The organism is Embleya sp. NPDC059213 (assembly GCF_042754445.1).
In the GTDB taxonomy this organism is placed as follows: Bacteria; Actinomycetota; Actinomycetes; order Streptomycetales; family Streptomycetaceae; genus Embleya.
Genome location: NZ_JBHZAV010000057.1, coordinates 1 through 25,522 on the forward strand (window position 1 = coordinate 1; position 25,522 = coordinate 25,522).

Genomic DNA, 25,522 nt, shown 5'->3' on the forward strand with positions numbered 1-25,522 from the left:
ATCCAGGAGTCCTACCGGCTTCCACAACAACTGGTGTTGTCCGGAAGGGACGGCGACCGAGTACTCGCGTCCACCGCCCACGAGGGCACCGACTACCTGCGGTCGGTGGCCGGCACCGCGGAAGCGGTGACCTGGAGCGCCCCCGACGGCCTGGAGATCGACGGCATCCTGTGCAGGCCGGCAGGCGATGGGCCCTTCCCCTTGGTCGTGAACATCCACGGCGGCCCGATCTGGCAGTTCCGCGACATGTGGTCGATGAAATACCCGTGGGTGCCGCTGCTGGTGTCGCGGGGATACGCGGTGCTCAACCCCAACCCCCGCGGCAGCAGCGGTCGCGGACAGGCCTTCGCGGGCCTGGTCGTGGGCGACATGGGCGGCGCCGACACCCTGGACTACCTGTCGGGGATCGACGCGCTCGTCGAACGCGGCGTCGTCGACGGGTCCAGGGTCGGTCTGATCGGGGCGAGTTACGGAGGCTACATGTCGTCGTGGCTCGTCACCCAGGATCCGCGGTTCGCGGCGGCCGTGCCCATCTCCCCGGTGACCGACTGGTACAGCCAGGGCTTCACCAGCAACATCGCCGCGTGGGGCAACCGGTTCCTCGACGCCGACCCCACGCAGCCCGGATCCCGCGTGCACACACGCAGCCCGGTGCTGCACGCCGCGAAGGCGCGCACGCCGTGTCTGAACATCGCCGGCGCCCTGGACAACTGCACCCCGCCGACCCAGGCACAGGAGTTCCACCACGCGCTTCGGGCACACGGGGTGCCCTCGGTGCTGGTGATCTACCCGCAGGAGGGGCACGGAGTGCGGGCCTACCCCGCGCAGATCGACTTCATGACCCGCATGTTGGACTGGTTCGAGCGCTACATGCCCGGCGAGGGCGCCCGCGCGACGCACCGGGAGACGGAGCGAACGAGTGCCTGACTACTGGATCGTGGGAGCGCGGATCGTCGACGGCACCGGCAGGGATCCCGTCCACGGGCCGGCGATCCACGTCGAGGGCGACCGCATCACGGCGCTGGGCAGGCCGATCGCCGGTGCGCGGACGCTCGACGCCCGGGGACTGACGATCACGCCGGGGCTGATCGACGCGCACGTCCACCTCGGGCTGTCCAGTGACATCGACCCGAGCCTGCGCCGGGAGTTGTCGGTCGCCGAACTGGCGGCGGACATGTTCGACAACTGCGGCCGAACCCTGGACGCCGGTTTCACCACCGTACGAGACACCGGAGGCATCGACGCCGGGCTGGCCCGGGTGGTGTCGGGCGGAAAGGTACGCGGGCCGCGGATTCTGCAGTGCGGGCCGGTCCAGTGCCAGACCGGCGGCCACGGGCACTTCGCCGCCGAGTGGGAACCGACGGCGGACTGGTACGACCACGACATCCCCGGGTTGCGATCGATATCGCTCCTGTCCGACGGGCCCGAGCAGATGCGCAGGAACGTCCGCGAGACGTTTCGCCGCGGCGCCGACTTCCTCAAACTGTGCGTGACCGGCGGTGTCATGTCGACCCACGACAAGCTCGGCGACACCCAGTTCACCACCGAGGAGATCGCGGTCGCCGTGACCGAGGCGAAGGCTCGCGGCACGTACGTCACCGTGCACGCGCACAACAACGCCGGCATCCGCAACGCGATCCACGCCGGTGTCGCCTGCGTGGAACACGGTTCCGAGATCGACGAGGAGACCGCCGGCCTGATGGCGGCGAAGGGAGTGGCTCTGGTGCCCACACTGGCGACGATGCACGCACTTCTCCAGGACCCCACACGGGCCGGCCTGCCGGCGGGGATCGCCGACCGGGTCGGCCCCGTCCTGCAGGGCCAGATCGACGGACTGCGGGCCGCCCGGGCCGCCGGCGTCAGGATCGGCCTGGGCTCCGACCTCATCGGCGCCGACCAGCGCGGCCGCGGCCGCGAGTTGACCCTGCGCTCGGACATCGAGAACCCGATGCTCGCGCTGGAGGCAGCCACCCGCGTCAACGCCGAGATCCTGGGTATCGCCGACCAGGTGGGGACCATCGAGGTCGGCAAGCTCGCCGACCTCACCGCATGGGCGAGCGACCCCCTGGACCACCCCGAGGTATTCGGCGAACCCGACAAGGCGGCACTGGTGATCCAGGGCGGCCGCGTCGTCAAGGACGCCTGCTGATGGCCGCGCTCACCTACGCCGCGCCCACGGGCCCCTACCCCGTCGGAGTCCGGGACGGCGAGGTCCTGGACACGACACATCCCACTCTGCGGCCCCAGGACGCGAACGGCCGCCGCCTCATGGTTCGCGTCTGGTACCCGGCACAGACCGACGGCCGGACCCGCCGCCCCTACCTCGTGGACGACGAGGCGCAGTCACTGCGGTGGCTCACCGAGGCGACGGGCGCGCCCGAGGAATGGGTGGACCGGCTCACCGACGTGAGGACCCACGGCTTCGCCGACGCGAAGCCGGCCGGCCGCGGCTTCCCGACACTCGTGTACTCGCACGGCGCCGTCGGCTGGGTGTCCCAGAACACGCCGTTGATGGAACACCTCGCGAGCCACGGATACGTCGTGTGGAGTGTCGCGCACCCGGGAGAGGCGTGCGGCGTGCGCTATCCCAACGGCGACACGGTCAGATACGACGATGTGTTCAACGAAACGTTCCTCGGTACGGTCGCGGACCCGCACTACCGGGACAAGATCACAGGTGACGTCGCGACGCGCTTCGACGTGACGCCGGCGTTCCTGGACGACCACACCGTGGGCCCGTGGTCGCAGCGTTGGGTCGACGACATGCGCGCGGTGATCGACGCGCTCGAGACGGGTACGGTCGCCGGCGCCGCCGCCGACCTCGCCGGCGCCGGCGACACCGCCCGAGTGGGTGTGTTCGGCATGTCCTTCGGCGCCGCGGCGGCCACCTCGACGGCGCAACAGGATCCCCGGGTGAAGGCGGTGGTCAACCTCGACGGCGGGCAATTCCTGTCCGACCTGCTCGACACCGACATCCGCGTCCCGTTGCTCCACCTCGCGACCGACATGCGCGTGCAACTGGAGACCATGGGCTTCCCGCCCGTCACCGCGATCGACGCCAACGAGTTCTTCTTCGAACCCCTTCGCACCGCCGGCACGAGACAGGACGTGCACCGATTGCTCATGACCGATGTGACCCACCTCGAACTGACGGATCTCGTGCTGATCCCGGCCCACGACCGCGCGGCGGTCCTGCCCGGCGGCGGAAAGGCCGAACCGCAACGCACGATCGACCTCGTGAACGCCTTCATCCGCGCCTACTTCGACGCGGTACTGCTCGGCATCGACAACCGCTTCCCGCAACCGCAGATGGCCGAGTTCCCGGAGGTCACACCGATCGACCTCGCCCCCGTCCGGGCATGGGCCCTCGCGCACACGACCCCCCCGACACATCCGGGGACCTAGCTGTATTGCCCACCGAGCCCCGTCCACGGCAGCCCTGTCCACGGCAGCCCTGCGAGCCGGGCCGGGCAACCCGGGCCGGGCGCCGGTCCGGTCAAGGTGCAGGACGGTCGACGACTCGCCGTCGCCGCGGGCGTCGCCGAACGCCGGCTCGCCCGCGGCGCGTTCTCACGGGTGTCGGACACCGTTCGCCGGGCCGCGCCGAACCGTGCCGTCACCCGCGGTCGATGACGGAGCACAGCGGAGCGCGGGCCGAGGCCGAACACGTCGGGGGCGAGGGCCGGTCGGATCTCACCACGGGAAGTGCGCGACGTCGAGTTGCCGTCATCGACGCTGCGGACGGACACGACACACCAGCGGCTCGTCGTGTCCGAACCGGCCCACGCCGGTGCCCGCTTCACGAAGCATCGCGCATGGCATCCGCCGGCAGCAACCACCGGTGGTGGTGGCTGCCCCACGATTCCTCGGCGTCACTGGATTCCGCGGCGTCCGAAACCGTCGAACTCATCCGAATGGAGGCTGACTTCGTGATGGTCCGAGATCGGTCGGCGCGATCGCTCCGCAGCGTTGTGCCGGCGGTGCCGCGGTGATCCCTCCCTACACGGACGCGATCCAGCAACTGGTCGACTCGCTCGCCGCGCGGATCCGGCATTCGGTCGCCGTCGACGACCAGCGCGGCAGCCTCATCGTGTCCAGCCGTCACTACGGCGACGAGGACAGGCTCCGTATCGACGTGGTGCTGTCCCGGCACCTGCCGGCCCGCGTCGCCGAATACCTCGACAGCTTCGGCATCTCCACCTCCGACAAGCCCCTGTCGATACCCGGCAGTCCGACCCTCGGCCTCGAGTCCCGACGGTGCTATCCGATCCGTGATCACGGACGGCTGCTCGGCTATCTGTGGCTGATCGATGAAGGCGCGGAGCGCTTCGACGAGGTGGTCGGCGCGTGCGTGGTTCGGCTTTCCGCACGGATGCGCGAGCGCATGCTCCAGGTGGCCGAGGAGGAAAGGCGACGCCGGACCCTGGTGGCCGACCTCCTGCGCGGGGGCGAGGACTCCGCTCGCGCCGCGAAGGACCTGGTCGACCAAGGGCTCGTCGACGCCCGGGACGAGATCGTGGTCATCGCCACCGACGCCACCACCGACCCCGAGACGGTCGCGGCCGTGATCACGGAGTCCACCGGTCGGGCCGGCCACGACGGGCCGGCCATCAGCCCGCTCACGGCCGCGCCGGGCGATCGCGGTGCGGTCCTGGTCACCGGCCGGACCCAGGTGGAACGCACCGCGGCACGGCTGGCCGAGGCGATCCGGAAAGGTGTGCGGCGGCGCGACGCGCGAGGCGATGGCGTCTTCGTCGGTGTGAGCAACACCGGCTCGCTCGGTCAGGCTCCGGATCTCCTGCGCCAAGCCGTCCTGGCGGCTTTCGCCGCCGCCGAGTTCCCGGAGTTGGCACCGGTTTCCTCCTGGCGGGACACCGGTGTATACGGTCCGCTCATGCTCGCCGCCGTGGCATCTCCCGAGCCGGTCGTGCCGCCCCGGATCGCCGATCTCGGTACCGGTGGACGCGCCGACTCGCTGGCCCACACCGCCGAGGTGTTCCTGGATGCCGCGGGGGACACCGCGACGGCATCGGCGCGGCTGATGATCCACCGGACGACGCTGTACTACCGGCTGGCCCGGATCGAGAACAAGACCGGGTGGAACCTGAAGAACGGCCGTGATCGGTTGACCTTGCACCTGGGACTGAAGATGCAGCGCCTCCTCGACAGCGGCATCCCGGCTTTGCTACGGGGAGAGGAACAACGCCGGGGAGGTTCCTGATCGGTGCCGATGCCGGTGGGGGCCCAGTGGCTGGAGGCTGTACGGACCCCGGCCGGTGGCCGCCGGGTGAGGATCGAGCCCGAAGGAAACCCACAGATGACCCTCCCCACCGACCGAGAGCGTGTCGCAAGCCGGTTGCAGATCGGCTCGGAGCTGCTCTACCTGTCCCGGCAGGACGTCGAACGCCTGCACCTGACGCGGGACACCATCCTGGAGCTGACCCGCCAAGCCCTGGTCGAGCACGGCAGTCGTCGCTACGAGATGCCGGCCAAGATCGGCGTCCACCCGTACGACAACGTCTTCTACCACGCCATGCCCGCCTACCTGCCGGGGCCGGGGATCGTGGGCATGAAGTGGATCGAGTGCTACCCGGACAACCCGCGCACGTTCGACCTCCCGCAGACCACCGGGTTGCTCGTCCTCAACGACGTGGACAGCGGTGTGCCGCTGGCCGTCATGGACTCGGCGTGGCTGACCGCGATGCGCACCCCGGCGGTGACGGTTCTGGCCGCCGCTGCGTTGCACCCCGACGCCACCACGTTCGCGATGTTCGGCTGCGGCGTGCAGGGCATCGAGCATGTCCGCTACGCGGCCCTGGCGATGCCCGAACTGGAGACCATCCACGTCTACGACACCAACGAGGCGGCCGCCGACGCGCTGATCGCGAAGCTGCGGCCCGAACTGGGCCTGCGGATCGTCAAGGGTGAATCGCCCGAAGCGATCGTCAAGAGCGCGCAGGTGCTGAGCTCGGCGACGGTCATCCTGCATCAGCCGCTCGCGGTGGTGAAGGACGAGTGGGTGACCGCCGGTCAGACGATCCTGCCGTGCGACCTGAACACCTTCTGGGACCCGCGCACCGCCCACCGCGCCGACAAGTACATCGTCGACAGCATCGAGGAACACGAACTGTTCGCGTCGATGGGGTACTTCCCCGACGGCCTGCCCGAGGTCGTCGCCGAGACCGGCGAGGTGCTGGCCGGTGTGAAGCCCGGTCGGGAGAACGCCGACGAGATCATCGTCAACAGCAACATCGGCATGGCCGTCTGCGATATCGCGGTGGGTCACGCGATCATGCATCATGCGCTCGAGTACGGCGTCGGCGCGCGGCTACCCCTGTGAACGAGCCGCCCCTTCACACCACCGCGCCCGATCCGACGGTGGACGCCCTCGGTCGTGGTCCGGCGAAGGACCGCGGCAACGCCCTCGGCAGCGGCATCTGAACAGGAGCGGGGAATGCCGGCAGGTCAGGGGCTACTTCGTTGCTTTTTCGGCGAGTACCACTGGGACCGCGGGTGGCGCCGGCCTCGGTGGAGGGGGCCGGTGAACGGCGGGGTCCGGGGTGTGTGTGGTCATCGTTCGATCGTGCCCATTGCTGTACGGCCGGGCGAAGGGCTCACCCGTTGTCGCTTGTCCGGCTGCTCGCGACGGTCGTGATGCGAAGGGCGTCGACGCAGGCGCCGAAGTCGGTCTCGTGGAGGTCGAGTTGCCCTGAGGCGTGGCCGACTGCCGTGCACATCGGCCGCGTTGCCGGGAGGTGTTGCCGGTTTCAGTTCGGCGAGGAGCGCATCTCGGCGAGGACCGCGGCGATGCCGGGGTGGTGGTCCTCGACGCTGCTCAGGGCGGCGGTGAGTACCTCGATGGTGATGCGGACGATGTCGTCCAGGGACACGTCGTCGTGGGCCAGCCAGTCGAGGGTGATCTCGTCCAGGAAGCCGACCCAGCCGCGCAGCGCGGCGCGCACGATCGGGGGCGGGGTGGGGTCGAGGTCGAAGAGTTGCAGGATCAGGCCCACGCCGGCGGTGTGCGCCGACTCGGAGATTCGGCGGACGTCGGGATCGTCCAGGCCGCGTAGGCCGATGAAGGTGTGGTGGTGCCGGCCCAGGTAGTCGAAGTGGCGTCGGATGGTGCCGCGCAGGCGTTCTTGGGTGGTGAGTTCGTCCGGACGCGGGCGTTGGAACTCCTGGAGGTCGCTCATCACCTGCTTGAGGGCTTCGAGGTAGATGCCGCGCTTGTCCTTGAAGTAGTAGAAGAGCAGGCCGTGTGCGACGCCCGCCGCGTCGGCGATGTCGGCGATGAAGATGTCCTCGTACGGGCGCTCGGAGAAGAGCTTGATCGCCGCCGTGAGCAACTGCCGTCGGCGTTCGCCCCGGGCCGCGGTGCCCGGTCCGGTGCCGGTGCCGCGCCGGTTCGAGGGACGCGCCTTCGCGACCCGGCCGCGCCCGGCCCCGGCCGTCGCTTCGGTCGATGCGTCGGTCGATGCGTCGGCCGATGCGGCGAGCGGCGCTTCGCGCGGTGTTCCGATCGGCTGCTCCTCGATCGCCTCGGGCTTCGCCCGGCTCTTGCGCTTCGGCGCCTGCTTGCCCTCGACCATCCCCCGACCCTAGCGAGCCGAGCGCCTCGACTCCAAGTCAAGGAGATGAGGTGCTTCTGCAGGTCAGGGGCACCTTGCTGCACGATACGACGTTCGAACTCCATCGTATTGTGCCGTTTCGTGCATGGCGTGTGGTCCCCAATCGGTCCCCAGGACGCACTGCCTCATTGGGGCCATGGAGGCTCAGGCGGGCCACCTTCCCCGGCGTGTGCTCGCCGAGCGGCCGGAACGGATCCCGGCCGGGAGTCAAGGCGCGGACGTCGACGCGAAGGCGCGCAGACGTGTGGCGTCCCGACTGGGCGGTGCGCCGAACTGCCGCCGGTATTCCCGGCTGAACTGCGAGGCGCTGTCGTAGCCGACCCGGCGGCTGACTCCGGCGATGTCGTGCGCGTCGGAGACCAGGAGCAGCCGGGCCTGCTGGAGCCGGATCTGCTTCCGGAACTGGATGGGACTCATTGCCGTGGCCGTCTGAAAGCTGCGGTGGAACGCGGACACGCTCATACCCGCCAGGTGCGCCACGTCCTCGACGCGGAAGGGCTCCGCGTAGTTGGCGCGAATCCACTGCACTGCCCGTGCGATGTGGTTGAGGCTGCTGTCGGGCAGGCCGAATTGGCGGACGATGGCGCCCTGTTCGCCGGTGATGAGCCGCCACAGGATCTCTCGTTTGGTCATCGGTGCGAGTACACCGATGTCCTGGGGCCGGTCGAGCAACCGCAACAACCGGACGACGGCGTCGAGGAGCAGCAGCGGGGCGGCGCCGACGGCCAGTCCCGGCGGTGTGCCGTCGAGGATCTTCGGCAGATCGACGGGGCGGGCCTGGAACAGGACTTCGGCGACGTCGGCCGGGTGCACGGCGATGCCTACGCCGAGCCCCGGCCACATGGTCCGGACGAGGTCCTACAGCCGGAGATCGTCCTGGGCTTCCACGGCCTCTGCGTCGTGAAGGCCGTCGACGATGACGACTGGTACATGGGCACTCTCAACAGCGACGGCACCGTCGAGTGCTGGAGCGCATACGACGACCTCTGGAATGCACTTCGCGGACTCTGAGCAGGCTCACGGCCGGTGGGAGGCGATCACTGAACACACGGGAAACCGAGCATCGGTTCGACCCGTTCCCGCTCGTCAACCTCACTCGTGAACGGCCCGCAACGAGCTCGTGGCATCGAATTCGATCCGGCCCTGTGCCAACTCGCCAACCCGCTCGTCGGCATCCTGCGCGGCTGCCTGAAAACCGGCACACCGTACGACGAGGCGACAGCCTGGTCCCACCGAGCCCACGCACTCGCCGCTTGACACTCCAGCTCATGAGTTGGGCCTTTCCTCGTGGATCGGTGGCCGTGTTGCGCTGTGAAGGCGCCTGGGGTACCACTCGCTCGAACGGCTCCCACAACTCGTCGTGGACGCCCTGGACGAGGCGGCCGACCCGCGAGGGCAGTGTGCGGAACCGGTCCGCCCGGCCCGCGCCGTCCGCCCCGACGGGACGCCCTCGGTGCGGCTGTTGGGTGAGGCGGATCCGGTCGAGGCTGGTTTTGGTGATGCGTTCGGTGCCGTCGAGGATGGCGATGATCGCGGCTTGGCGGATCAGACGGGTGAGGCTGCCGATCCGTCCGACGGCGCGCTGATGGAGGTGGGACGCGAGACGGGGGAGTGTGCCCGCGCGGTGCGAAGCCGATCACCGACCCCGACGAACTCGAGCGGTTGCGCATCCGCAGACGGGACCGGCTCGGCGGCACCATCCATGAATACCGACATGCCGCCCGACCGGCGCGGATGGGGTTTCCGGCACTCACAACCCGCGCACCTTGCCGGCGCCCGGCCCGAGGCCGCGGGCGGTTCACCGAACGAGACCGACCACGCCCACCGCATCCCCGACACGGCCCGCGCCCGGACCCGCCTCGCCGGCCGAGTACCCTGCCTCTGCCGGGAGTCGGCGGGCACGACACCGAGCCCGAATCGTGCGCCACGTCGTCGGCCCCGACCGTTCGACGTGTTCGCGCGGCACGGCTCGGACGCGACGCTGCCGCGATTTCGCACGCCGGGCATGCCCGTTTGCGGCTACCGTTCCCGCCTGCCCGAGCCGCCCGGGGGGACGTGCCCGGCGCGCGGGTGGTCTTCGCGGGCGTGGTCTCGGTGTGTCAGGTGGGTGAGGGCTTCTTGCCAGGTGCCGGTGAGTACGGGCAGGGGCCGCAGGGATGCCGCCAGGGCGTGGACGGCGTCGGTGGTGGCGGGGCGGGCGATCCAGTTGACGATGGATGCCAGCAGCCAGGCCCGTGTCGGCGGGCCGCCGGCCTGGGGTGCCCCGGTCAGGACCGCGGTGACCGCCGGGCCTCCTTGGTCGGGTCGGGTCGGCGTGGTCAGGTGGGGGATGCCGGTGCCGGGGGCGGTCCGCAGCGTGGTGTAGGGCTCGGGTCGCACCTGCCAGCCGGCCTGTTCCAGTCGTCGGGTGCGTTTGACGAGGTCGGACATCCAGGTACGGGGGAAGAGGATCGCGTGCCCGTCGGCGTGCACGGCGGCCCCGCACAGCAGCGGGATCCTGCCCGGCAGCGCACGGGCGTGGTCGGCGTAGCCGGCGAGGACGGCGGCGAGGGTCTGCCGTAGGGCGACGGGGGTGCGGGCTCGGGTGAGGAGTTCGCCGCCGCGGAAGAGGAGGTAGAAGGTGTCGGGGCGTTCGACGGTGAGGGTGACGGGCGTGTAGCCGTCGTCGACGATGCCGCCGGTGGCGGTTTCGGTGATCCGGCGGGGCTCGTGGCCGCGTACCGCGATGCCCACACGTGTGCCGTCGACCCGGGCGGTGAGGACCGCGTCGACGGGCCGGGCGGCGAGGTCCACCGAACAGCTGGTGGGTGCCTCGACGACCGTGACCTGCGGATCCGCGCCGCTGAGCGCGACCAGGGCGTGGCTGACCTCGTCGAATCCGGTCGAGACCCGGGCCGGTTGATCCGGGGCCAGGAGCACGGCGGTGGGCGTGCCCCGGTGCGCTGCGAGTCGACCGAGGCGGGTCAGGCGCCGGGGTACGGGTTCGACCGGGCGCCGGCCGAGCGACCGGGTGCCGTCGGCCTCGACCACAAGCACGGAAGCGTGCGAACGCGTGAGGCTGTGGGCGTTCGCCGCCAGATCGGCGGTCAGTTGGGTGCAGAAGCCGCAGTCGACGGCCATCGCCACCACGAGCACGGGATGCGGCACCCACGCGGCGCAGTCGGCGGCCTCCGCCTCCAGGTCGCCGTGCACCGCGGGTGCGGCGGGCTCGCCGCCCGGTGCGATGAGGCCGGCGGCGCGCCATTGGGTGAGACAGCGTGCGTGCTGGACGTGGTGCTCGGCGGCGGGAGGGCGGCCGCGGAGCCAGCCGAGGGCGGTCGGGCCGAGGTAGGCCGCGGCGGGCCTGCCGGTGTCCAGCAGGACCCCGCCGCCGTCCAACTCGGCCACGACCACCCCGGGCGACAGCATCGCTACGGCTGCTGGCAGAAGCCGCTGAAGCCGTTGGTGGACACGCACACGAGTCCGGGGCAACAGCCGGTGGACCCGGTGCAGCCTTCTCCTTGGATTCGGCAGGCGGTGGGGGCGATGAAGGCGTCGGTGAAGATCTCCTCGATCTCCGCGACCGTCTCCGGGTCGGGGGTGAGCGGGCGCGTCTCCTGCGGATAAGTAATCATGCGAACACCATGCGGGGTCGGCGGCGCAGGAGTCCATCACCCATTCGTGTCGAATCCGGTGACGCGACCTGGGAATCTCCGATCGGGTGATGGCGGCCGTGGCCGGCGGGTCACGGGGTGACGGTGTCCCGGTAGGCGTCGGCCTGGGTGCGGAAGAGGGTCGCGTAGTGGTCGCCCGCCCGCAGCAACGTCTCGTGACTGCCCTCCTCGATCACGCGGCCGGCCTGCAGGACGTAGATGCGGTCGGCATGGCGGACGCTGCGCAGCCGATGCGAGATCAGGACCACCGTGCGGCCGGCGAACAGCCGGCGCAGGCGGGTGAAGAGCTGCTCCTCGGCTTGGACGTCGAGGGCGGCGGTGGGTTCGTCGAGGATGACGAGGGGGGCGTCGCGATAGAAGGCTCGGGCCAGGGCCAGGCGTTGCCACTGCCCGCCGGACAGGTCCGCGCCTCCGGTGAACTCCTTGCCCAGCGGGGTGTGCAGGCTGTCCGGGAGTCCTTCGAGGAAGTCCAGTGCCCCGGCCTGCCGGGCCGCTTCCCGTGCTCGCCGGGGGTCGGCGGCGGCGTGGGGGCGGCCGAAGGCGATGTTGTCCAGGGCCGGGAGCCTGTAGCGGGTGAAGTCCTGGAAGACCACCGCGGTCCGCTCGCGATGGGCCGCGAGGTCCGTGACCGGTTCCCCGTCGTGCAGCAGCCGGCCGCCGTCCGGCGGGTGGAGCCCGGCCAGGAGATTGGCGAGCGTCGTCTTGCCCGAACCGTTCACCCCCACCAGGGCCACGACCTGCCCCGGCCGCAGCTCCAGACTCACCTCCCGCACCGCGGGGACACCCGCGCCGGGGTAGGTGTAGCTCAGGCGCTCGGCGCGCAACAGCCCCAGTTCCGTCCTCGTGGAAGGTTTCCGCCGTGATGTCGGCGCCGTCGCCGCGGTCGAGAAGTCGGAGGTGGGGGTGGTGAAGCTGCTCAGATCGGTGAGGCGGAGCAGGTTCTCGCCGATACCGGTGAGCATGCCCGCGAACGCGTTGAGCCGTACCGAGAGCAGCCACACTCCAGCCACGGCAGCACCGGCCACGGGCACGGGCAGCAGGTGACGCACGGCCATCCACCACAAACCGCCGACCGCCAGGCAGGTCAACGTCGCTCCGGTGGCCTGGGCGGCCATCCGGCGCCGGGCGTGAGCCTTCAGCAGGGCCTCGGTGTCCCGGATCTCGCGCTCGTACTGGTCCTGCCAGCGCCCGGTCAGGACTCCCGCGAGGTCCAGGGCCCGGATCTCCCTGGCTTCGTTCCGGCCGGTGAGCAGACGTTCGAGGTACTCCCGCAGCCGCCGATTCTCCGACAGTCCGTGGTGCAGGTCGTGGTGGGCGCTGTGCTCGTTGCCGGCCGCCCTGATCGCGGGAAGGGCGCCGAGCAGCACGAGCGGGAGCAGCCACCACGCCATGACCACGAAGGCTCCGCCCACCGCCACCACGGTCAAGGCCGCCTGGAAGGCGGTGACGAGGAGGACGACGGCCATCGCGGGTTGGCGGCGCGAGGCGAACACCGCCCGCTGTAGCCGGTCGTGGAAGTCCGGCTCCTCGAATCGCGGCAGCTCGGCCGCCGCCGCGGCCTCCAGCACCATCCCCGCCACCAGGCGGTCCACTTTCACCGTCAGCACCGCCATCCGCGCCGCCCCGGACAACCGCAGGGCACCCACCGCGGCACCCGCCACCAGCAGCACGACGACGGCGGGCACCAGCACGGGCGACCGCCCGGCCGCCGCGGGACCGTGCGCCAGCACCGACCCGAGCACCGCCTGCACCACAACCAGCCCCCCGGCCATCGCGCCCGCCAGGAGAACCTGCACCAGGACCACATGGATCAGCGCCCGCCGATCGGCCAGCCAGGCAAGACGGACGGCGAACGCCGCCGAGGAGAACAGGACACCCACACGCCGTTCAGCCACCACCGACCCCTTCCCCAGGCTTCGCCGCCGATGCCCGGGCATCATTCTCGACGAACGGTCGCCCCTTTCGACCTCGGATCACCCGATCGGACGAGCCGCTCCGATTCCGATCGCAGTCCCCCGTCCACGCTCTGCGGGCGGGATGGCAGGCGCCGATGACCGGACCGGCGCTGCGGTCGCTCTTGGGTAGGGGCCGGTGGCATTCGGCCTGTTCGGGGTCGAACAGGCAGTGGTTGAGGGTGCCCCAGTGCCGGTTCGGGAACGCGTCACGCCACAGGTGGACGACGGTGTGCGCGTCGGCGACGTGGCCTCGTAGGGCCCCGCCGGATGGGGCGGGTGGGGTGTCGAGGAGGGCGTTCACCCGATCCAGGCCCTCGTGGCGGCGGTCGGCTCAGGCGGCCGGCTGCGGCGTCGGTGAGGTCGTTGTCGAACTCGCGGGCCCACGCCGGATCCGCCTGGGCGTAGCCGTGGAGGCGGTTGGCCAGGGCGCGGTGGGCGGCGTGTTCGAGTTGCAGGCCCAGGGCGATTTCGGCGTCGGGTTCGCGCGCGGCGAGCATGCTCATGGTGCGGCGGAACATGTGCGGCCTCACCGGGGACACCGGGATGGGTTCGAGGCCGGTGTGGTGGGCGGTGGTGTTGACGTGGGCGATGAACGCGTCGACGCGGTGGCCACCTGATACCAGGAGGGCTTGCTGCGCCCGACCGCTGTCACTCTCCGAAGTCGCGAATTCCGGAGCGGCAGGGGCGCGGCGTGAGGGGTACGGCGGCACGGTTCAAGACCGGCGAACTTCCGGTCGCCTTTCGCGTCGGCGTCCTTTGTGACGCATCGTTCGCGGGCGTGGCGCCGGCGCGTTGGCGGCCGACGGGACGGCGTGCGCTCGCCGACTGTCATCCGGTGATGCTGTCTTCGGTCATGACCTGGGTACCGATGACGTTGAGGAGCCTGAGCCGGTCGGCGGTGTCGCTGCCGGGAGCGGCGGTGTAGACGACGATGCGCAGATCGCTCCCGGGAGCGTTCAGTACGTCGCAGTCGAAGGTGAATGTGCCGACATCGGGGTGATGCACGGTCTTGGTGTCCGACTCGTGGACGCCCACGATGCCGTGTCCCATAGGCGCGCGAACTCGGTGCTGACATCTCGCAAGTCCTTGATCAGGGAGCGCAGTCCCGAATCCGCGGAGTAGCGGGCGGTCGCTGCCCTGAGGTCGGCGACCACGGCTGCCTCGAAGCGCGCTTCCTGCTCGGGGGTGTGGCTCACCCGGCTCGACAGACCGGCGAAGTGCCGCCAGACGATGTTGCGTTCGCGTCCGCGAAGCGCTGATCCGTCCCCGAACAGGGCGGCACACAGCGGGTTCCACAGGATCAGATTCCAGGCGACGTCATACACGCTCAGCGGTGAGCCCTCCAGTTGGTCGAGCAACCTGCGGACCCCGGGTGGGTGTGCGCCGACACCTGTCCGGGGCCCGCCACCGGCTGGCCGGCCAGGAGAAACAGGTATTCACGCTCGGCTGCCGACAGCCGCAGGGCGCGGGCCGGCGCGCTCAGCACCTGGACCGACGGGGAGGTGGCCCGGCTCTGTTCCAGGCGGGTGATGTAGTCCACCGACAGGCCGGCGAGTTGGGCCAGTTCCTCCCTGCGCAGTCCGGCGGCCCGACGTACCCCGCCGGCGGGAAGGCCGACCGTCGCGGGGGTGATCCGGTCCCGCCAACCGTGCAAGGCTCTGCCCAGCTCTCTGGATTCGCTCATCGTCCCAGTATCGCGACGCCGTGGCCGGCCGGCCTGGTACTGCCAGTCCACCGGCTGAAGCGGGCACTGCCTGTCGCTCTGCGATGCGCCGAAGGTGGAGGCGTACCCACGCCGCCGAGCAAGGAGTGAGCACATGACCACCACACTGATCACCGGAGCGAACAAGGGCCTCGGTTTCGAGACCGCACGCCGTCTGGTCGAGGCCGGGCACACCATCTACGTCGGGTGCCGCGACGCCCACCGGGGTCGCACCGCGGCCGCGACGCTCGGTGCCCGCTTCGTCCGACTCGACGTCACCGACGAGGACTCCGTCAAGGCTGCCGCCGCGTTCGTCCGGGCCGATGCCGATGGCCTCGACGTCCTGGTCAACAACGCCGGGATCGTCGGCGCGGGCAAGCTGGGCCGGGTCGGCGAGGTCACTGGGGCCGACATGATGACCACGTACGACACGAACGTCTTCGGCGTCGTGCGCGTCACGCACGCCTTCCTGCCGCTGCTGGAAGCGAGCGACGCCCCAGTCGTGGTCAACGTCAGCAGCGGCCTGGGCTCCCTGGCGGCCTGCGCCGACCCCGACCGGGTGGAGTCCCAGGTGACGGTCCTGGACTACAACTCCTCCAAGACCGCGCTGGTCATGGTCACCGCGCAGTACGCCAAGGCTCTCCCCGCCATCCGGTTCAACGCCGTCGACCCCGGCTACACCGCCACCGACCTCAACGGCCACCGAGGCACCCAAAGCGTCGAGGAAGGAGCGGAGATCGTCGTCCGCATGGCCATGATCGGCGCCGACGGCCCCACCGGCGGCTTCTTCGACACGAACGGCCCGGTCGTCTGGTAGCGCTGCGACCGCCGATCCGGCCCATCTCGGAGCACTCAGGCCCCCGACGCCGACAAGCCGGACGATTTCAAACGGTGAGGCGCGGAAGTAGCGGCCCTTGTCCCGGTCTTCGACGCGCCACGGGGACGTCGCTCGCCGGCGGTTCGCGTCGCCACCAACGCGCGTCCCATACATCGCGAGTGGGGTACGCGAGGCGAGCCAGGCCGTGTCCGAAGGATGGGATGGTCGTTCGATGTGATGTGGATGTTCGTGGGGGCCGACCGATGGCCGGTAACGCAACAACCTGGTCTGGCGGGATCTGCCGGCGGAATGTCCGCCGTGGCATGCGCCCATACGGCGAGGTCGACCTGAACATGCCGCGCGCCTCGATCTCGCAGTGCGGCCATGGTGGAGGATGTGATCCGCTCGGCGAAAGCCCGGGTCAGGCGAGACTGCGCCACGTACGGCGGCGGTACCCGTCGGCGGAGGCGGCCCGCGCCATCGCCGTGAACATCGCGAACGCCACCTTCGCCGCCCGCGGCGCCCCGGAGGTGGTTCGTTTTGCGGAGTTTCACTTGGATTCGATCCGCCCCATGGGGGCGACGCTCTGCGACAAAGCGTTCTGCGCCGTCGTCCAGCCGGCGTCCTCGATGCCCAGCGCGTGGCGAAGGTAGGCCCGGGTGACCCGTTGGATCAGGGACACGCGCGCGGGGTTCTCGTCCGTTGTCTCCCGGACTTCGTAGCCGGCGATTCCGCCGAGGGAGTGTTCTGCCCCGAACAGGGTGAGCAGGCTCTTGCGCCCCGGGCTCAGGTGGTAGGGGTCGGCGAGCCACTCCGGCCCTCTGACGGACAGCGGTGACTCGTCCTTGTCTCCCGCGACCACGAGGGTCGGCGTGGTCATGTGTGCGAAGTCCGGTCGCTTCAACCACGGGAGGTTCTCGGCCGCGAAGGGGGTCAGGTCGGCTCCGCCCCTGCCGGCCGTGGCAAGCAACACGCCCGCCTTGATCCGCGGGTCGGACAGGTCTTCCGCCTTTTGGCTCACCGGATCGAGGACGCGCAGGCCCAGCAGATTGCCCGCCGTCTGGCCACCGAAGGAGTGTCCGGCCGCGGCGATGCGGCTTCGATCCAGGCGCCCGCCGAGACCGGGAACGGCGGCCTCCAGCAGGTCGAGCCGGTCGAGGATGCGCTTCATGTCCTGGACGCGGAAGCGCCAGAGTCGCGGTGTGCGGGGATCGTCCTGGGGAAGACCCACGGTCCTGGAGTCGAGATGGGTGGGCTGAATCACCACGAAACCGTGAGCGGCCCAGAAGTCGACCAGGGGACCGTAGCCGTTCAAGGACGACCCGAAGCCGTGCGAGAAGACGATGATCGGCAGTTCGCTCCCCGTTGTCGGCGCGGAGATTCTCACCTGCAGGCCCTCGCCACGGCCCGGAGCTTCCAGTACCACCGGCTTCACCGAGACGATGGGGGCGGGGGCGGTGACGGCCACGTCGGTGGCCGGCGCGTGTGATGCGGTCATGGGCGGATCTTCCTTCGCATTTCCGATGGGGAAGCTGTCGAACAGGCTGGTCACGGTCTCGTCCTCCGTCTGGGCGGAGGGGGCGAGCCGTCGCGGGATACGCTAAGACCTGACGCTGACGTCAGAGGCAAGAAGTGTGGTCCGGCTCACATCGGAGAGACATGATGCGTATCGGTGACCTCGCCACCAGGGCAGGAGTCAGCGTTCGGGCGCTGCGCTACTACGAGGAACGGAACCTGCTCGCCTCGGAACGCAGCCCCGGCGGTCAGCGGCAGTACCCGGACAGCGCGGTCGACCGTGTCCGGCTGATCCAGCAGTTGTACGCCGCCGGGTTGCCGAGCAAGTCGATCGCGGACCTGCTGCCGTGTGTCGTGAACGGCGAGGCCACGCCGGAGCTGCTCGACCGGCTTTCGGCGGAACGGGATCGCATCGACAGCCGGATCGGCGATCTGGTGAGCGCCCGGGACAGGCTCAGCACCGTCATGGCCGCCGCCACCGCGAACTGGCGAACAGGCGAACACTGCCGACCCCGGTAATCAGCATGCCGGGCTCCGCGACTGGGACGGAGATGCCCAGCAACCGACCGATTAATAAGCAAGATCGCTTGGCGGAGCTTCGCGGCCGGATCTGCGCCGGACCATGCCCATAAAACGGTGTCAGAAAGTTCCCCGGTCGCCGAGCCGGACAGCCGATGCACCCCGACGTCCTTGCGGGACTCATCAACGACATTGGCGTTCCCACCACCGCCGGCCGCACAGCCGCGATCCGACAACACGTACTGGAAATGCCCGCACCCGTCGTTGCCGGGGCCCTCGGCGACGACGAGCAGGCCGCAGTCGACGACGGCCGAGCCGCGCTCGACCAACTGCCGGAACGGCTCGTCGACGTTCCCACCCCGGCCGGCGCCATACCCCGTGAGATCGGCGTCCCGGCCACTGCGACCCTGCTACCGATCATCTCTGCTCACGAATGCGGTGAGCGAGGCGGCTGCCGAGTCCTGCGGCACGGGCTCCGTCAGGCCCCCGCCTCACGTGGCGGGCTAGCATGAAAAGCAAGGATTCATCTCCAGGCCCAGGCCCAGGCCACAGTGGCAGGGAGGCCGGTATGGCGTTCGACACGACTGGTTTCGAGCAGGCGGACGGCTCCCGTTACCTCCCGATTTCCGAGCACGGCCTGATCGGTGATCTTCGTACGACCGCCCTGGTCGGTACGAACGGCACCATCGACTGGTACTGCTGCCCGCGCTTCGATGCGCCCAGCGTCTTCGGGTCCATCCTCGACGCCGACCGGGGCGGGTCGTTCGAGTTGGCCGCCGAGGTCCCGACCCGCACCAGGCAGTTCTACTTCCCCGACACGAACGTGCTGATCACGCGGTTCTTCGCCACGGACGGGGTGGCGGAGATCCAGGACTTCATGCCCGTGGTCGACGAGTCGCGCGAGGCGGCCCGGCACCGGCTGATCCGGCGGGTGATCTGCGTCCGCGGAACCCTCCCGTTCAGGGCGCGGATCGCCCCTCGTTTCGGCTACGGCGCCGAAGCGCATACCACGCACCTCGAAGGCCACACGGCGGTGTTCCGCTCCCCGTCACTGACGCTCGCGCTGACCGCCACCGCACCCCTGGAGAGCGACGGCCTGGACGTGTGGTCGCACTTCAAGCTCCTTGAGGGCGAGTCCAACGTGTTCGCCCTCGACCAGATCGGCGACGGCGTCCCGGCCCGGTCGTGCCCACGCGCCGAGGCGCAGGAGCAGGCCGAGGCCACCGTCCGGTTCTGGCGCCACTGGCTCGCCGGTTCGCGCTACCACGGGCGGTGGCGGGAGATGGTGAACCGCTCCGCACTGGTGCTGAAGCTGCTCACCTACGCGCCGACCGGTGCGATCGTCGCCGCACCGACCACGAGCCTGCCCGAGCAGATCGGCGGCGAGCGCAACTGGGACTACCGGTACGTCTGGGTCCGTGACGCCGCCTTCTGCGTCTACGCGATGCTGCGCCTGGGGTTCACCTCGGAGGCCGAGGCGTTCATGGGGTTCATCTCCGAGCGGGGCATCCTGCGGGGCACGGGGGAGAGCGGTCCATTGCAGATCATGTACGGCATCGACGGCCGCGTCGAGTTGCCCGAATACGAGCTCCCGCACCTGGAGGGATACCTCGGCTCCGCACCGGTCCGGGTGGGCAACGCCGCCACCGGCCAGCTCCAGTTGGACATCTACGGGGCGCTGATCGACTCGATCTACCTCTACGACAAGTGGGGGCAGCCGATCAGCAGTGACCGCTGGGACGAGGTCGGTGCCGTGGTGGACTGGCTGTGCGAGCACTGGGACCAGCCCGACGAAGGGGTGTGGGAGACCAGGGCGGGCCGGCGGAACTTCGTGTACTCGCGGCTGATGTGCTGGGTGGCGCTTGAGCGCGCGATGCGCATGGCGAACCGCCGCGGTCTGCCGGCGGACCTGCCCCGTTGGCGGGAGTCCCGGGACGCGATCTACCGGCAAATCATGCGGCGCGGCTGGTCGGCCGAGCGAGGGGCGTTCGTCCAGGGGCTGGACGACCACGTGCTGGACGCCTCGCTGCTGATGATGCCGATGGCCAAGTTCGTCTCGCCCACCGACCCCAAGTGGCTCTCCACCCTGGACGCGCTCACCACGGACCTGGTCTCCGACTCGCTGGTATACCGCTACGACCCCGCCGCCAGCCCGGACGGCCTGCACGGCCCCGAGGGCACCTTCTCGATCTGCTCCTTCTGGTACGTGGAGGCGCTGGCCCGCGCAGGCCGGCTGGAGGAGGCTCGGCTCGCCTTCGAGAAGATGCTCACCTACGCCAACCACCTCGGTCTGTTCGCAGAGGAGATCGGCCCGACCGGAGAACAGCTGGGCAACTTCCCCCAGGCCTTCACCCACCTCTCGCTGATCAGCGCCGCCTTCAACCTCGACCGCGCGCTGGGCTGACGCGGTATCACCGCCGGGACGGCGGTGCCCGGAGTTTGTCAGGCAGGAGAGGACCGGGTCGGCGATGTCGCACGGGGCGGGGGTGACGTCGCAGGGGGCAGTGGACAAGTCCATGTCCTCCATCCGGATCGTGAACGACAGGAGTTCGACATGAGTGAAGCACTCGACCGGAACGCGAGGATCATCGCAGAGTTCCGAGCGAACAAGGGCAGGGTCGGCGGGGTCTTCGAGGGCGCTCCGCTGGTCCTTGTCCATCACCGCGGCCGCAAGAGCGGGCAGGAGCACGTCAGCCCGACGATGTACCTGCCGCACGACACCGCGCCGGACATCGTCTACGTCTTCGCAACCAAGGGCGGAGCACCCACCAACCCGGATTGGTACCGCAACCTGACCGCCGCCGGTGAGGGCACCATCGAACGCGGCAGTGCGACCTACCAGGTGACCGTCCGCGACCTGAGCGGCGCCGAACGCGACCGCATCTACGCCGAGCAGGCGCGGCGTTACCCCGGCTTTGCCGAGTACGCACGTCAGACTGCCGGAATCCGCATCATTCCCGTGCTCGAACTCCGGCGGGCGTAGCCCACACCCCTGTCAGCTTCAGCGAGTCGGCTGAGAGAGATCGTGCCCATGGCGGTCAGGTACGACGAGTTCGGCGGCATTGACGTGTTGCGGGTCGACAAGGTGGAACGCCCGGTTCCCGGGGACGGGCAGGTCCTCGTTTGGGTGAAAGCGGCCGGCATCAACCCCGGTGAGGCGGTCATCCGCACGGGGGCGACCTGGCATGTTTCGGCGTGTCCCGGACCGCGGCTGCGTCATGATTACGGCAAGCGATTCATACCCGAGATCATGCTCGGCTCCGCGGCCGGCGCCGACTGGGTGCCGGGGAACTTGCGGTGGCAGGTCTGCTCGATGCATCCGGCGTCGCCGACAGACTCCGCCGGCAGGGTCAACGTCACGCCGACCGCTCGCCACCGGCCGCGGCCGGACCGCGATTGTGCACCTGCGGGCCCAACGCGAAGGCCATGTCCTGCTGTTGGGCGCCGTGACGTTCACTGCGCGATGCACACCAGGCTCCTGACCAGCGCTGCCGAGCGCCGGCGCAAGAAGGAGGCGTCGTGACCACACGCATCGTCCTGCACGTTGAGCGTCATGTTCGCCGCGTCCGACCACACGATGCGGATCTCCGGGTGGCGCTTCTCCACCTTGAGAATCAGGTGCCGGAGTTGTCGACGAACCCCAGGATATCGAGGTATTCGATTTTAGGCGGGACGCCGTAGATTTCCGTCACCTTTTCGACGATCTCCTCCGTAAAGAAGGCCCGGGCTTTCTCCTCGTCATCCCACACGTAGAAGTTCCTTGCCTGAACGCCGTCTTCGTCGAGCGTGAAGCTCTTGAAGCGAAGGCCGGCCATGCCTTCGAACGGCCCTCGGAGTTCGTCGGCAATCCTTGCGAGGGTTGAACGATCGAACTTGTCGGTCTGTGTGAAAGTCACGAGCACGCCGATCATCGGGCCTCCTCATCGATTGGGTGAAACGGTCGATCGAGTGATGCTAGCGGCGGATCCTAGTACACGCGGCCGGAAGTTCCAGTCGTTAAGCCGCGAGTGTCGGCGAACTCGAACAAATCATCCCGGATGGCCGCGGGCAGCCGGGTGGCGCCGGCGGTCGGCTGGCAACTGGGCGAACATCGACCGATGTTGGACGGTCTTGAAGATCCCCCGGAACCGAGCGTTGGCCCGACCTCGACCGGACACGTGGCGGCGTCCTCAAGCAGGCCCGGCAGGCCGTCGGACACCGCCGCCAAGAGCGGTTGGCACGGCGGATCGGGTGAACACACGACCCCGGTCCGGCGCGGCACCCCGGCCGGGTGGTCGGGCGGGCGGGATCGTGGGCCGGGTCGCGGAGTGTTCGCGTGTGGGCCCGAACGTCCCCGTCGACACGTCGCGGCCGGCCGCCCCGCCCCTCGGGCACCGGCCGCGCCCTGCGCCCCCACCCGGGCCGAGCACCGTCGCCACCACCCTCTCGACCCGCCTGGGGCAGTCCGCTCGGCCGGGTTCGGACAGGGATCGTCCCGAAGGCGGGCGTTTCGCGCGTACGGGTTGTCCGGGCGGGTCATCATTGCGCATCCCGGGCGCGGATCGCCGCGCCTGCGGCGAGGGTGAGCGAGGCAGCCGCCGGATGGCGTCGTCGGTACGGGAACCGTGCGTGAGGCTGAACACGAGCCCGAGGAACTCTCCACGCGCCACAAGGAGTTGGAGACGATACTCGCCGAGGCGCCGACCGGACGCCCGCCGCCAAGCGGTCACCCACCTTGCCCTGATCCGCCCCCTGGCCACCCCACCCCGGCCGGGAAAGGCTCGCCGTCGGGGGCCTGGCCCACGACGACCTCGTCGTCACCGGAGACCTCCCTCGAGGCGTAGACGGTGTTGGACGGCGCCGGCGCCGAGCATCCCGCCCTCTGTGCGAAGGCCGGAGTACCGCAGACCGACTCGCGCGGCGCCCTGACCAGCCACCGCGCACGCACAACCATCGCGACCCAACTCCTCAACGCCGGCGAGCCGTTGACGTTGGCTGACCTTCAACAATGGCTCGGTCACAAGCATCCGGCCGGCACCCGGCACTACGCGGAAATTCTCCAACGGACCTTGACGGCCGCTTACCGGAAGGCTGACTGCTTCACCCGCAACCTGCACACGATCCAGGTCCTGGTCGACCGCGAAAGCATCCTCACCGGAGCTGCGGCGGGAGGTGAACGGCCATGGAAGTACTACGACCTCGGCGACGGATACTGCAGCCATGAATTCTTCGCCCAATGCCCACATCGACTCGCCTGCGCACGCTGCCCGTTCTACGTTCCCAAGGAATCGAGCAAGGGCCGACCCAGGGCCCTCAAAGACGGAATCGACCAGATGCTCGAACAACTCACCCTCACCGAGGACGAGCGAGAAGCGCTGGAAGGCGACTGTGAAGCAGTCGTCGCACTTGCCGGGCGCCTTGCCGACGTTCCCACACCGGCCGGCCCGACACCGCAAGAACTCGGCACCGTCGGCAGCTTCATCCCACTGACGCAACTCGTGGAGACGATCACGCCACGCGGGCATCAATCAGGCAACCATTCGTAGTCCGCCAGGAGACGTCGGGTCGCCGTCCCCGTTGTTCCGTCCGTCGTCACGGCCGGGCGGAAGCCCGCCCCCGAGTAGCACTGCGCAGGCCCCGACGGTCAGCAGCCCGCCGGCGAGGAAGGCGCCCCGCACGTCGGCGAGCGGCAGGATCAGTGCCCCGAGCGCGGCGCCCGCCGCGATGCCGGCGTTGTAGGCACCGGAGTTCGCCGCGAGTGCGATATCCGTGCGACCCGGCGCGCAATGCAACATCTCGTTCTGGGTCGTCATGAACACCGGCCCGAGCGCACCGCCCATCAGCGCCAAGAAGACCACCGCGGCCACCGGATCGGTGCCGGCCGCGTACAGGCCGAGCATGCCCACCGCCTGCGTGGCCACGGCTGTGGCCAACGCAGACCGCGGAAAGCGGTCCAGCAGTGCCCCAGTGATGCCCACCCCGGTCAGACACGCAACACCGAAGACCACGAACAGGATGCCAACCGTCCCTGGGGAGAACCCGCTCACGTCGCCCAGGAACTTCCCGATGTAGGTGAATCCCGCGAACGCCCCCGTGGCGGACAGGGCCCCGGCCACCAACACGGTCTTGAACCGGCGGGCGTCGGGACTGGTTCCGTAGGCGGCGCGCCCTTCCTCCGGACGCGAGGTCGGCAGCAGAACGGCGATCGTCACCAAAGAAACGAGCCCCAGAGCCGCCAACACGGCGACGGGTACCTCCCAGCCGCCCTGCCGGCCCAGCCAGGTCCCGGCGGGAACACCGAGCACGAGGGCGAGCGAACCGGCGACGGACAGCGCCCCGACCACACGTCCACGGACCTCGGGCGCGAACAGGCCCACCGCGACCGGCCCCATCACGGCCCAGAACAACGCCTGGCCGAGCGCGGTCAGCAGTCGCGCCACAAGGAGCAGCCAATAGGAGGTCGCCAGGGCCGCAATGAGGCTGGACACAACGAGCGCGGCAAGCACTCCCGTGAGCACATGACGTCGAGGCACGGCCCGCACGAGGTGGGCGAGTGGCACGGACGCCACGGCCACCGTCACACCGTATCCGGTCACCAACAGACCGACTGCCGACACCGATACCGACAGGCTTTCGGAGATGAGTTCCAGGAGGCCGACCGGCAGATTCTCCGCAGTGTTGAAGGTGAAGGCGGCCAGCATCAGGGCCACGAGCACAGCCGGCCCCCGCCATGGAGCCGGTTGCCCCGCGACCACACGCTCTTCTTCTGCCCTCGCCCGCTGCTCCTGCTCCGTGGTATCTCCCATGGAGTTACCTCATCGGGCCCACCGGCACCACCGCAACCGAATTCATCCGACGTGTGTGCGTGGGCTCAAAGCATCAAGCGTGGCCTTCGGGGTCGTGGCCCGTGGCGGCAGTTGGCTCGATCAAAGGTCGTCTGGCCCCAACGGCCTCAGGCAGCTGACCGTCTCAATAACATGCCCGTTCCACGGAAACCAGCAATGGCGAGCGTTGCGCGACGAATCCCCGACAGGAGTGGGACGACGTCGTTGCATTCGACGCCGCCATACGCTCGGGCAACGCGCGCCCCACCGCCGAGGGCAGTCCGCTCCTCGGGCAGGCGTATCTGCACCGGTCCCTGCCACCGCTGTCGATCGCACCGATCGACCGGGTCACCGGACACGAGTGGCGCTCTCGGCAGGGCGACGTGTTCGGCGCTGTTGCCGACGCGGAACTCGAGTCCGGTGACCCGGACGGCTGCTCACCCTGGGCCTGCCGATCCGGCACCCCCGTTCAGGCCGACTACGGGAAGGCCGCATGATCCTGGACCTGTTCGCCGGACCGGGTGGCTGGAGCCAGGGACTGCGCGAACTCGGAGCGATCGATCTCGGGCTCGAATGGGACGAGTCGGCCTGCGCGACACGACTCGTCGCCGGACACGCGACGTTGCGCACGGACATCGCCGTCCACCCGGTCCGCCCCTTCGTGACCGCTGTGAGCGGGCTGATCGCCGGCCCTCCGTGCCAGGCATGGAGCACCGCAGGCAAACGGTTGGGTCGGGTGCGTCGGGATGGCCGATCATGCCGGCCACCACCATCGCGGACTCGGCCGTGTCCGGGCCCAGTTCGGTGCGGACCCACTCGAGGGCGGCCCGTGCTCCTTCGGTGCCCAGCCGTTTTCCCGCGTGCCGGCCAACCAGACGGCGAGGGCGGCGAACATGAAGGAGAGGATGTATCCGGCGTCATCCTTCT

At 69.7% G+C, this 25,522-nt stretch carries 20 protein-coding genes and 4 pseudogenes; 12 read left to right on the forward strand and 12 right to left on the reverse strand.

Annotated features, from left to right (window positions below; translation table 11 throughout):
* The 5 genes from ACFXMF_RS21800 to ACFXMF_RS21820 all read left to right on the forward strand — a co-directional run.
* Positions 1–927, forward strand: a 927-nt coding sequence (locus ACFXMF_RS21800) for an alpha/beta hydrolase family protein (RefSeq protein ID WP_380020733.1), incomplete at its 5' end; no start/stop codon positions are given.
* On the forward strand, positions 920–2,149 hold the full coding sequence (locus ACFXMF_RS21805) for an amidohydrolase family protein (protein ID WP_360314127.1): 1,230 nt from the start codon (positions 920–922) through the stop codon (positions 2,147–2,149). The genes ACFXMF_RS21800 and ACFXMF_RS21805, both read left to right, overlap by 8 nt.
* A complete protein-coding gene (locus ACFXMF_RS21810) occupies positions 2,149–3,405 on the forward strand; it encodes a hypothetical protein (protein ID WP_380020735.1) in 1,257 nt (418 codons plus the stop codon). Before ACFXMF_RS21805 ends, ACFXMF_RS21810 begins: the two co-directional genes overlap by 1 nt.
* Positions 3,406–3,988: 583 nt before the next feature.
* A complete protein-coding gene (locus ACFXMF_RS21815) occupies positions 3,989–5,221 on the forward strand; it encodes a helix-turn-helix domain-containing protein (protein WP_360314123.1) in 1,233 nt (410 codons plus the stop codon).
* A gap of 96 nt (positions 5,222–5,317) precedes the next feature.
* Positions 5,318–6,340: an ornithine cyclodeaminase family protein gene (locus ACFXMF_RS21820; RefSeq protein WP_360314121.1), complete on the forward strand. Its 1,023-nt coding sequence runs from the start codon at positions 5,318–5,320 to the stop codon at positions 6,338–6,340.
* Between the two features lie 427 nt (positions 6,341–6,767).
* Here the strand turns inward: ACFXMF_RS21820 and ACFXMF_RS21825 are convergent, their stop codons facing one another.
* The 6 genes and pseudogenes from ACFXMF_RS21825 to ACFXMF_RS21850 form a co-directional block, all read right to left on the reverse strand.
* Positions 6,768–7,592 (reverse strand): TetR/AcrR family transcriptional regulator, encoded by an 825-nt coding sequence (locus tag ACFXMF_RS21825; RefSeq protein WP_379988836.1) that lies wholly within the window; start codon positions 7,590–7,592, stop codon positions 6,768–6,770.
* Positions 7,593–7,838: 246 nt separating this feature from the next.
* Positions 7,839–8,468: pseudogene (locus tag ACFXMF_RS21830) on the reverse strand (helix-turn-helix domain-containing protein); the annotation flags it as partial.
* Positions 8,469–9,099: 631 nt separating this feature from the next.
* Positions 9,100–9,258: pseudogene (locus ACFXMF_RS21835) on the reverse strand (ATP/GTP-binding protein); the annotation flags it as partial.
* 392 nt (positions 9,259–9,650) lie between these two features.
* Positions 9,651–11,039, reverse strand: a complete 1,389-nt coding sequence (locus ACFXMF_RS21840) for a hypothetical protein (protein WP_379988835.1) — start codon at positions 11,037–11,039, stop codon at positions 9,651–9,653.
* Between the two features lie 2 nt (positions 11,040–11,041).
* Complete coding sequence (locus ACFXMF_RS21845) at positions 11,042–11,245, reverse strand: hypothetical protein (RefSeq protein WP_360314115.1); 204 nt, start codon at positions 11,243–11,245, stop codon at positions 11,042–11,044.
* A 110-nt stretch (positions 11,246–11,355) separates the two neighbouring features.
* On the reverse strand, positions 11,356–13,179 hold the full coding sequence (locus tag ACFXMF_RS21850) for an ATP-binding cassette domain-containing protein (protein WP_379988833.1): 1,824 nt from the start codon (positions 13,177–13,179) through the stop codon (positions 11,356–11,358).
* Between the two features lie 500 nt (positions 13,180–13,679).
* On the opposite strand from ACFXMF_RS21850, the gene ACFXMF_RS21855 reads away from it, so the two are divergent.
* Entirely contained in the window at positions 13,680–13,856 is a 177-nt protein-coding gene (locus tag ACFXMF_RS21855) for a hypothetical protein (protein WP_379988832.1), read from the forward strand.
* Between the two features lie 211 nt (positions 13,857–14,067).
* Here ACFXMF_RS21855 and ACFXMF_RS21860 read toward each other — a convergent pair.
* Positions 14,068–14,564: pseudogene (locus tag ACFXMF_RS21860) on the reverse strand (hypothetical protein).
* Between the two features lie 2 nt (positions 14,565–14,566).
* Entirely contained in the window at positions 14,567–14,923 is a 357-nt protein-coding gene (locus ACFXMF_RS21865; RefSeq protein WP_379988831.1) for a helix-turn-helix domain-containing protein, read from the reverse strand.
* Positions 14,924–15,056: 133 nt separating this feature from the next.
* On the opposite strand from ACFXMF_RS21865, the gene ACFXMF_RS21870 reads away from it, so the two are divergent.
* On the forward strand, positions 15,057–15,758 hold the full coding sequence (locus ACFXMF_RS21870; RefSeq protein WP_379988830.1) for an SDR family NAD(P)-dependent oxidoreductase: 702 nt from the start codon (positions 15,057–15,059) through the stop codon (positions 15,756–15,758).
* 550 nt (positions 15,759–16,308) lie between these two features.
* Here ACFXMF_RS21870 and ACFXMF_RS21875 read toward each other — a convergent pair.
* Positions 16,309–17,256 carry a chlorophyllase gene (locus ACFXMF_RS21875; RefSeq protein WP_360314289.1) on the reverse strand — a complete coding sequence of 316 codons (948 nt, stop codon included), beginning with the start codon at positions 17,254–17,256 and terminating at the stop codon, positions 16,309–16,311.
* Positions 17,257–17,420: 164 nt separating this feature from the next.
* Here ACFXMF_RS21875 and ACFXMF_RS21880 point away from each other — a divergent pair, with 164 nt between their 5' ends.
* The 3 genes from ACFXMF_RS21880 (at position 17,421) to ACFXMF_RS21890 (ending at position 20,775) form a co-directional block, all read left to right on the forward strand.
* Complete coding sequence (locus tag ACFXMF_RS21880) at positions 17,421–17,792, forward strand: MerR family transcriptional regulator (RefSeq protein ID WP_379988839.1); 372 nt, start codon at positions 17,421–17,423, stop codon at positions 17,790–17,792.
* 568 nt (positions 17,793–18,360) lie between these two features.
* Positions 18,361–20,196, forward strand: a complete 1,836-nt coding sequence (locus tag ACFXMF_RS21885) for a glycoside hydrolase family 15 protein (protein ID WP_360314103.1) — start codon at positions 18,361–18,363, stop codon at positions 20,194–20,196.
* A 150-nt stretch (positions 20,197–20,346) separates the two neighbouring features.
* Positions 20,347–20,775 carry a nitroreductase family deazaflavin-dependent oxidoreductase gene (locus ACFXMF_RS21890; protein WP_379988829.1) on the forward strand — a complete coding sequence of 143 codons (429 nt, stop codon included), beginning with the start codon at positions 20,347–20,349 and terminating at the stop codon, positions 20,773–20,775.
* A 470-nt stretch (positions 20,776–21,245) separates the two neighbouring features.
* On the opposite strand, the gene ACFXMF_RS21895 is transcribed toward ACFXMF_RS21890, so the two are convergent.
* Both ACFXMF_RS21895 and ACFXMF_RS21900 read right to left on the reverse strand, forming a co-directional pair.
* Positions 21,246–21,398: a hypothetical protein gene (locus ACFXMF_RS21895; RefSeq protein ID WP_360314301.1), complete on the reverse strand. Its 153-nt coding sequence runs from the start codon at positions 21,396–21,398 to the stop codon at positions 21,246–21,248.
* An 8-nt stretch (positions 21,399–21,406) separates the two neighbouring features.
* On the reverse strand, positions 21,407–21,703 hold the full coding sequence (locus ACFXMF_RS21900; RefSeq protein WP_360314099.1) for a hypothetical protein: 297 nt from the start codon (positions 21,701–21,703) through the stop codon (positions 21,407–21,409).
* A 915-nt stretch (positions 21,704–22,618) separates the two neighbouring features.
* On the opposite strand from ACFXMF_RS21900, the gene ACFXMF_RS21905 reads away from it, so the two are divergent.
* A complete protein-coding gene (locus ACFXMF_RS21905) occupies positions 22,619–23,317 on the forward strand; it encodes a tyrosine-type recombinase/integrase (protein ID WP_379988828.1) in 699 nt (232 codons plus the stop codon).
* Here ACFXMF_RS21905 and ACFXMF_RS21910 read toward each other — a convergent pair.
* A complete protein-coding gene (locus ACFXMF_RS21910) occupies positions 23,300–24,472 on the reverse strand; it encodes an MFS transporter (protein ID WP_379988838.1) in 1,173 nt (390 codons plus the stop codon). The two genes, ACFXMF_RS21905 and ACFXMF_RS21910, sit on opposite strands and share 18 nt — an antisense overlap.
* Positions 24,473–25,088: 616 nt before the next feature.
* Between ACFXMF_RS21910 and ACFXMF_RS21915 the strand changes: the two are divergent.
* A pseudogene (locus ACFXMF_RS21915) lies at positions 25,089–25,334 on the forward strand (DNA cytosine methyltransferase); the annotation flags it as partial.
* Between the last annotated feature and the right edge of the window lie 188 nt (positions 25,335–25,522).

Excerpts from the sequence above, each read along its gene's own strand:
- ACFXMF_RS21810 (WP_380020735.1), top strand. The coding sequence starts at position 2,149 with ATGGCCGCGCTCACCTACGCCGCGCCCACGGGCCCCTACCCCGTCGGA.
- ACFXMF_RS21820 (WP_360314121.1), top strand. The coding sequence starts at position 5,318 with ATGACCCTCCCCACCGACCGAGAGCGTGTCGCAAGCCGGTTGCAGATC.
- ACFXMF_RS21825 (WP_379988836.1), bottom strand. The coding sequence starts at position 7,592 with ATGGTCGAGGGCAAGCAGGCGCCGAAGCGCAAGAGCCGGGCGAAGCCC.
- ACFXMF_RS21840 (WP_379988835.1), bottom strand. The coding sequence starts at position 11,039 with ATGCTGTCGCCCGGGGTGGTCGTGGCCGAGTTGGACGGCGGCGGGGTC.
- ACFXMF_RS21845 (WP_360314115.1), bottom strand. The coding sequence starts at position 11,245 with ATGATTACTTATCCGCAGGAGACGCGCCCGCTCACCCCCGACCCGGAG.
- ACFXMF_RS21865 (WP_379988831.1), bottom strand. The coding sequence starts at position 14,923 with ATGAGCGAATCCAGAGAGCTGGGCAGAGCCTTGCACGGTTGGCGGGAC.
- ACFXMF_RS21870 (WP_379988830.1), top strand. The coding sequence starts at position 15,057 with ATGACCACCACACTGATCACCGGAGCGAACAAGGGCCTCGGTTTCGAG.
- ACFXMF_RS21875 (WP_360314289.1), bottom strand. The coding sequence starts at position 17,256 with ATGACCGCATCACACGCGCCGGCCACCGACGTGGCCGTCACCGCCCCC.
- ACFXMF_RS21880 (WP_379988839.1), top strand. The coding sequence starts at position 17,421 with ATGCGTATCGGTGACCTCGCCACCAGGGCAGGAGTCAGCGTTCGGGCG.
- ACFXMF_RS21885 (WP_360314103.1), top strand. The coding sequence starts at position 18,361 with ATGGCGTTCGACACGACTGGTTTCGAGCAGGCGGACGGCTCCCGTTAC.
- ACFXMF_RS21890 (WP_379988829.1), top strand. The coding sequence starts at position 20,347 with ATGAGTGAAGCACTCGACCGGAACGCGAGGATCATCGCAGAGTTCCGA.
- ACFXMF_RS21900 (WP_360314099.1), bottom strand. The coding sequence starts at position 21,703 with ATGATCGGCGTGCTCGTGACTTTCACACAGACCGACAAGTTCGATCGT.
- ACFXMF_RS21910 (WP_379988838.1), bottom strand. The coding sequence starts at position 24,472 with ATGCTGGCCGCCTTCACCTTCAACACTGCGGAGAATCTGCCGGTCGGC.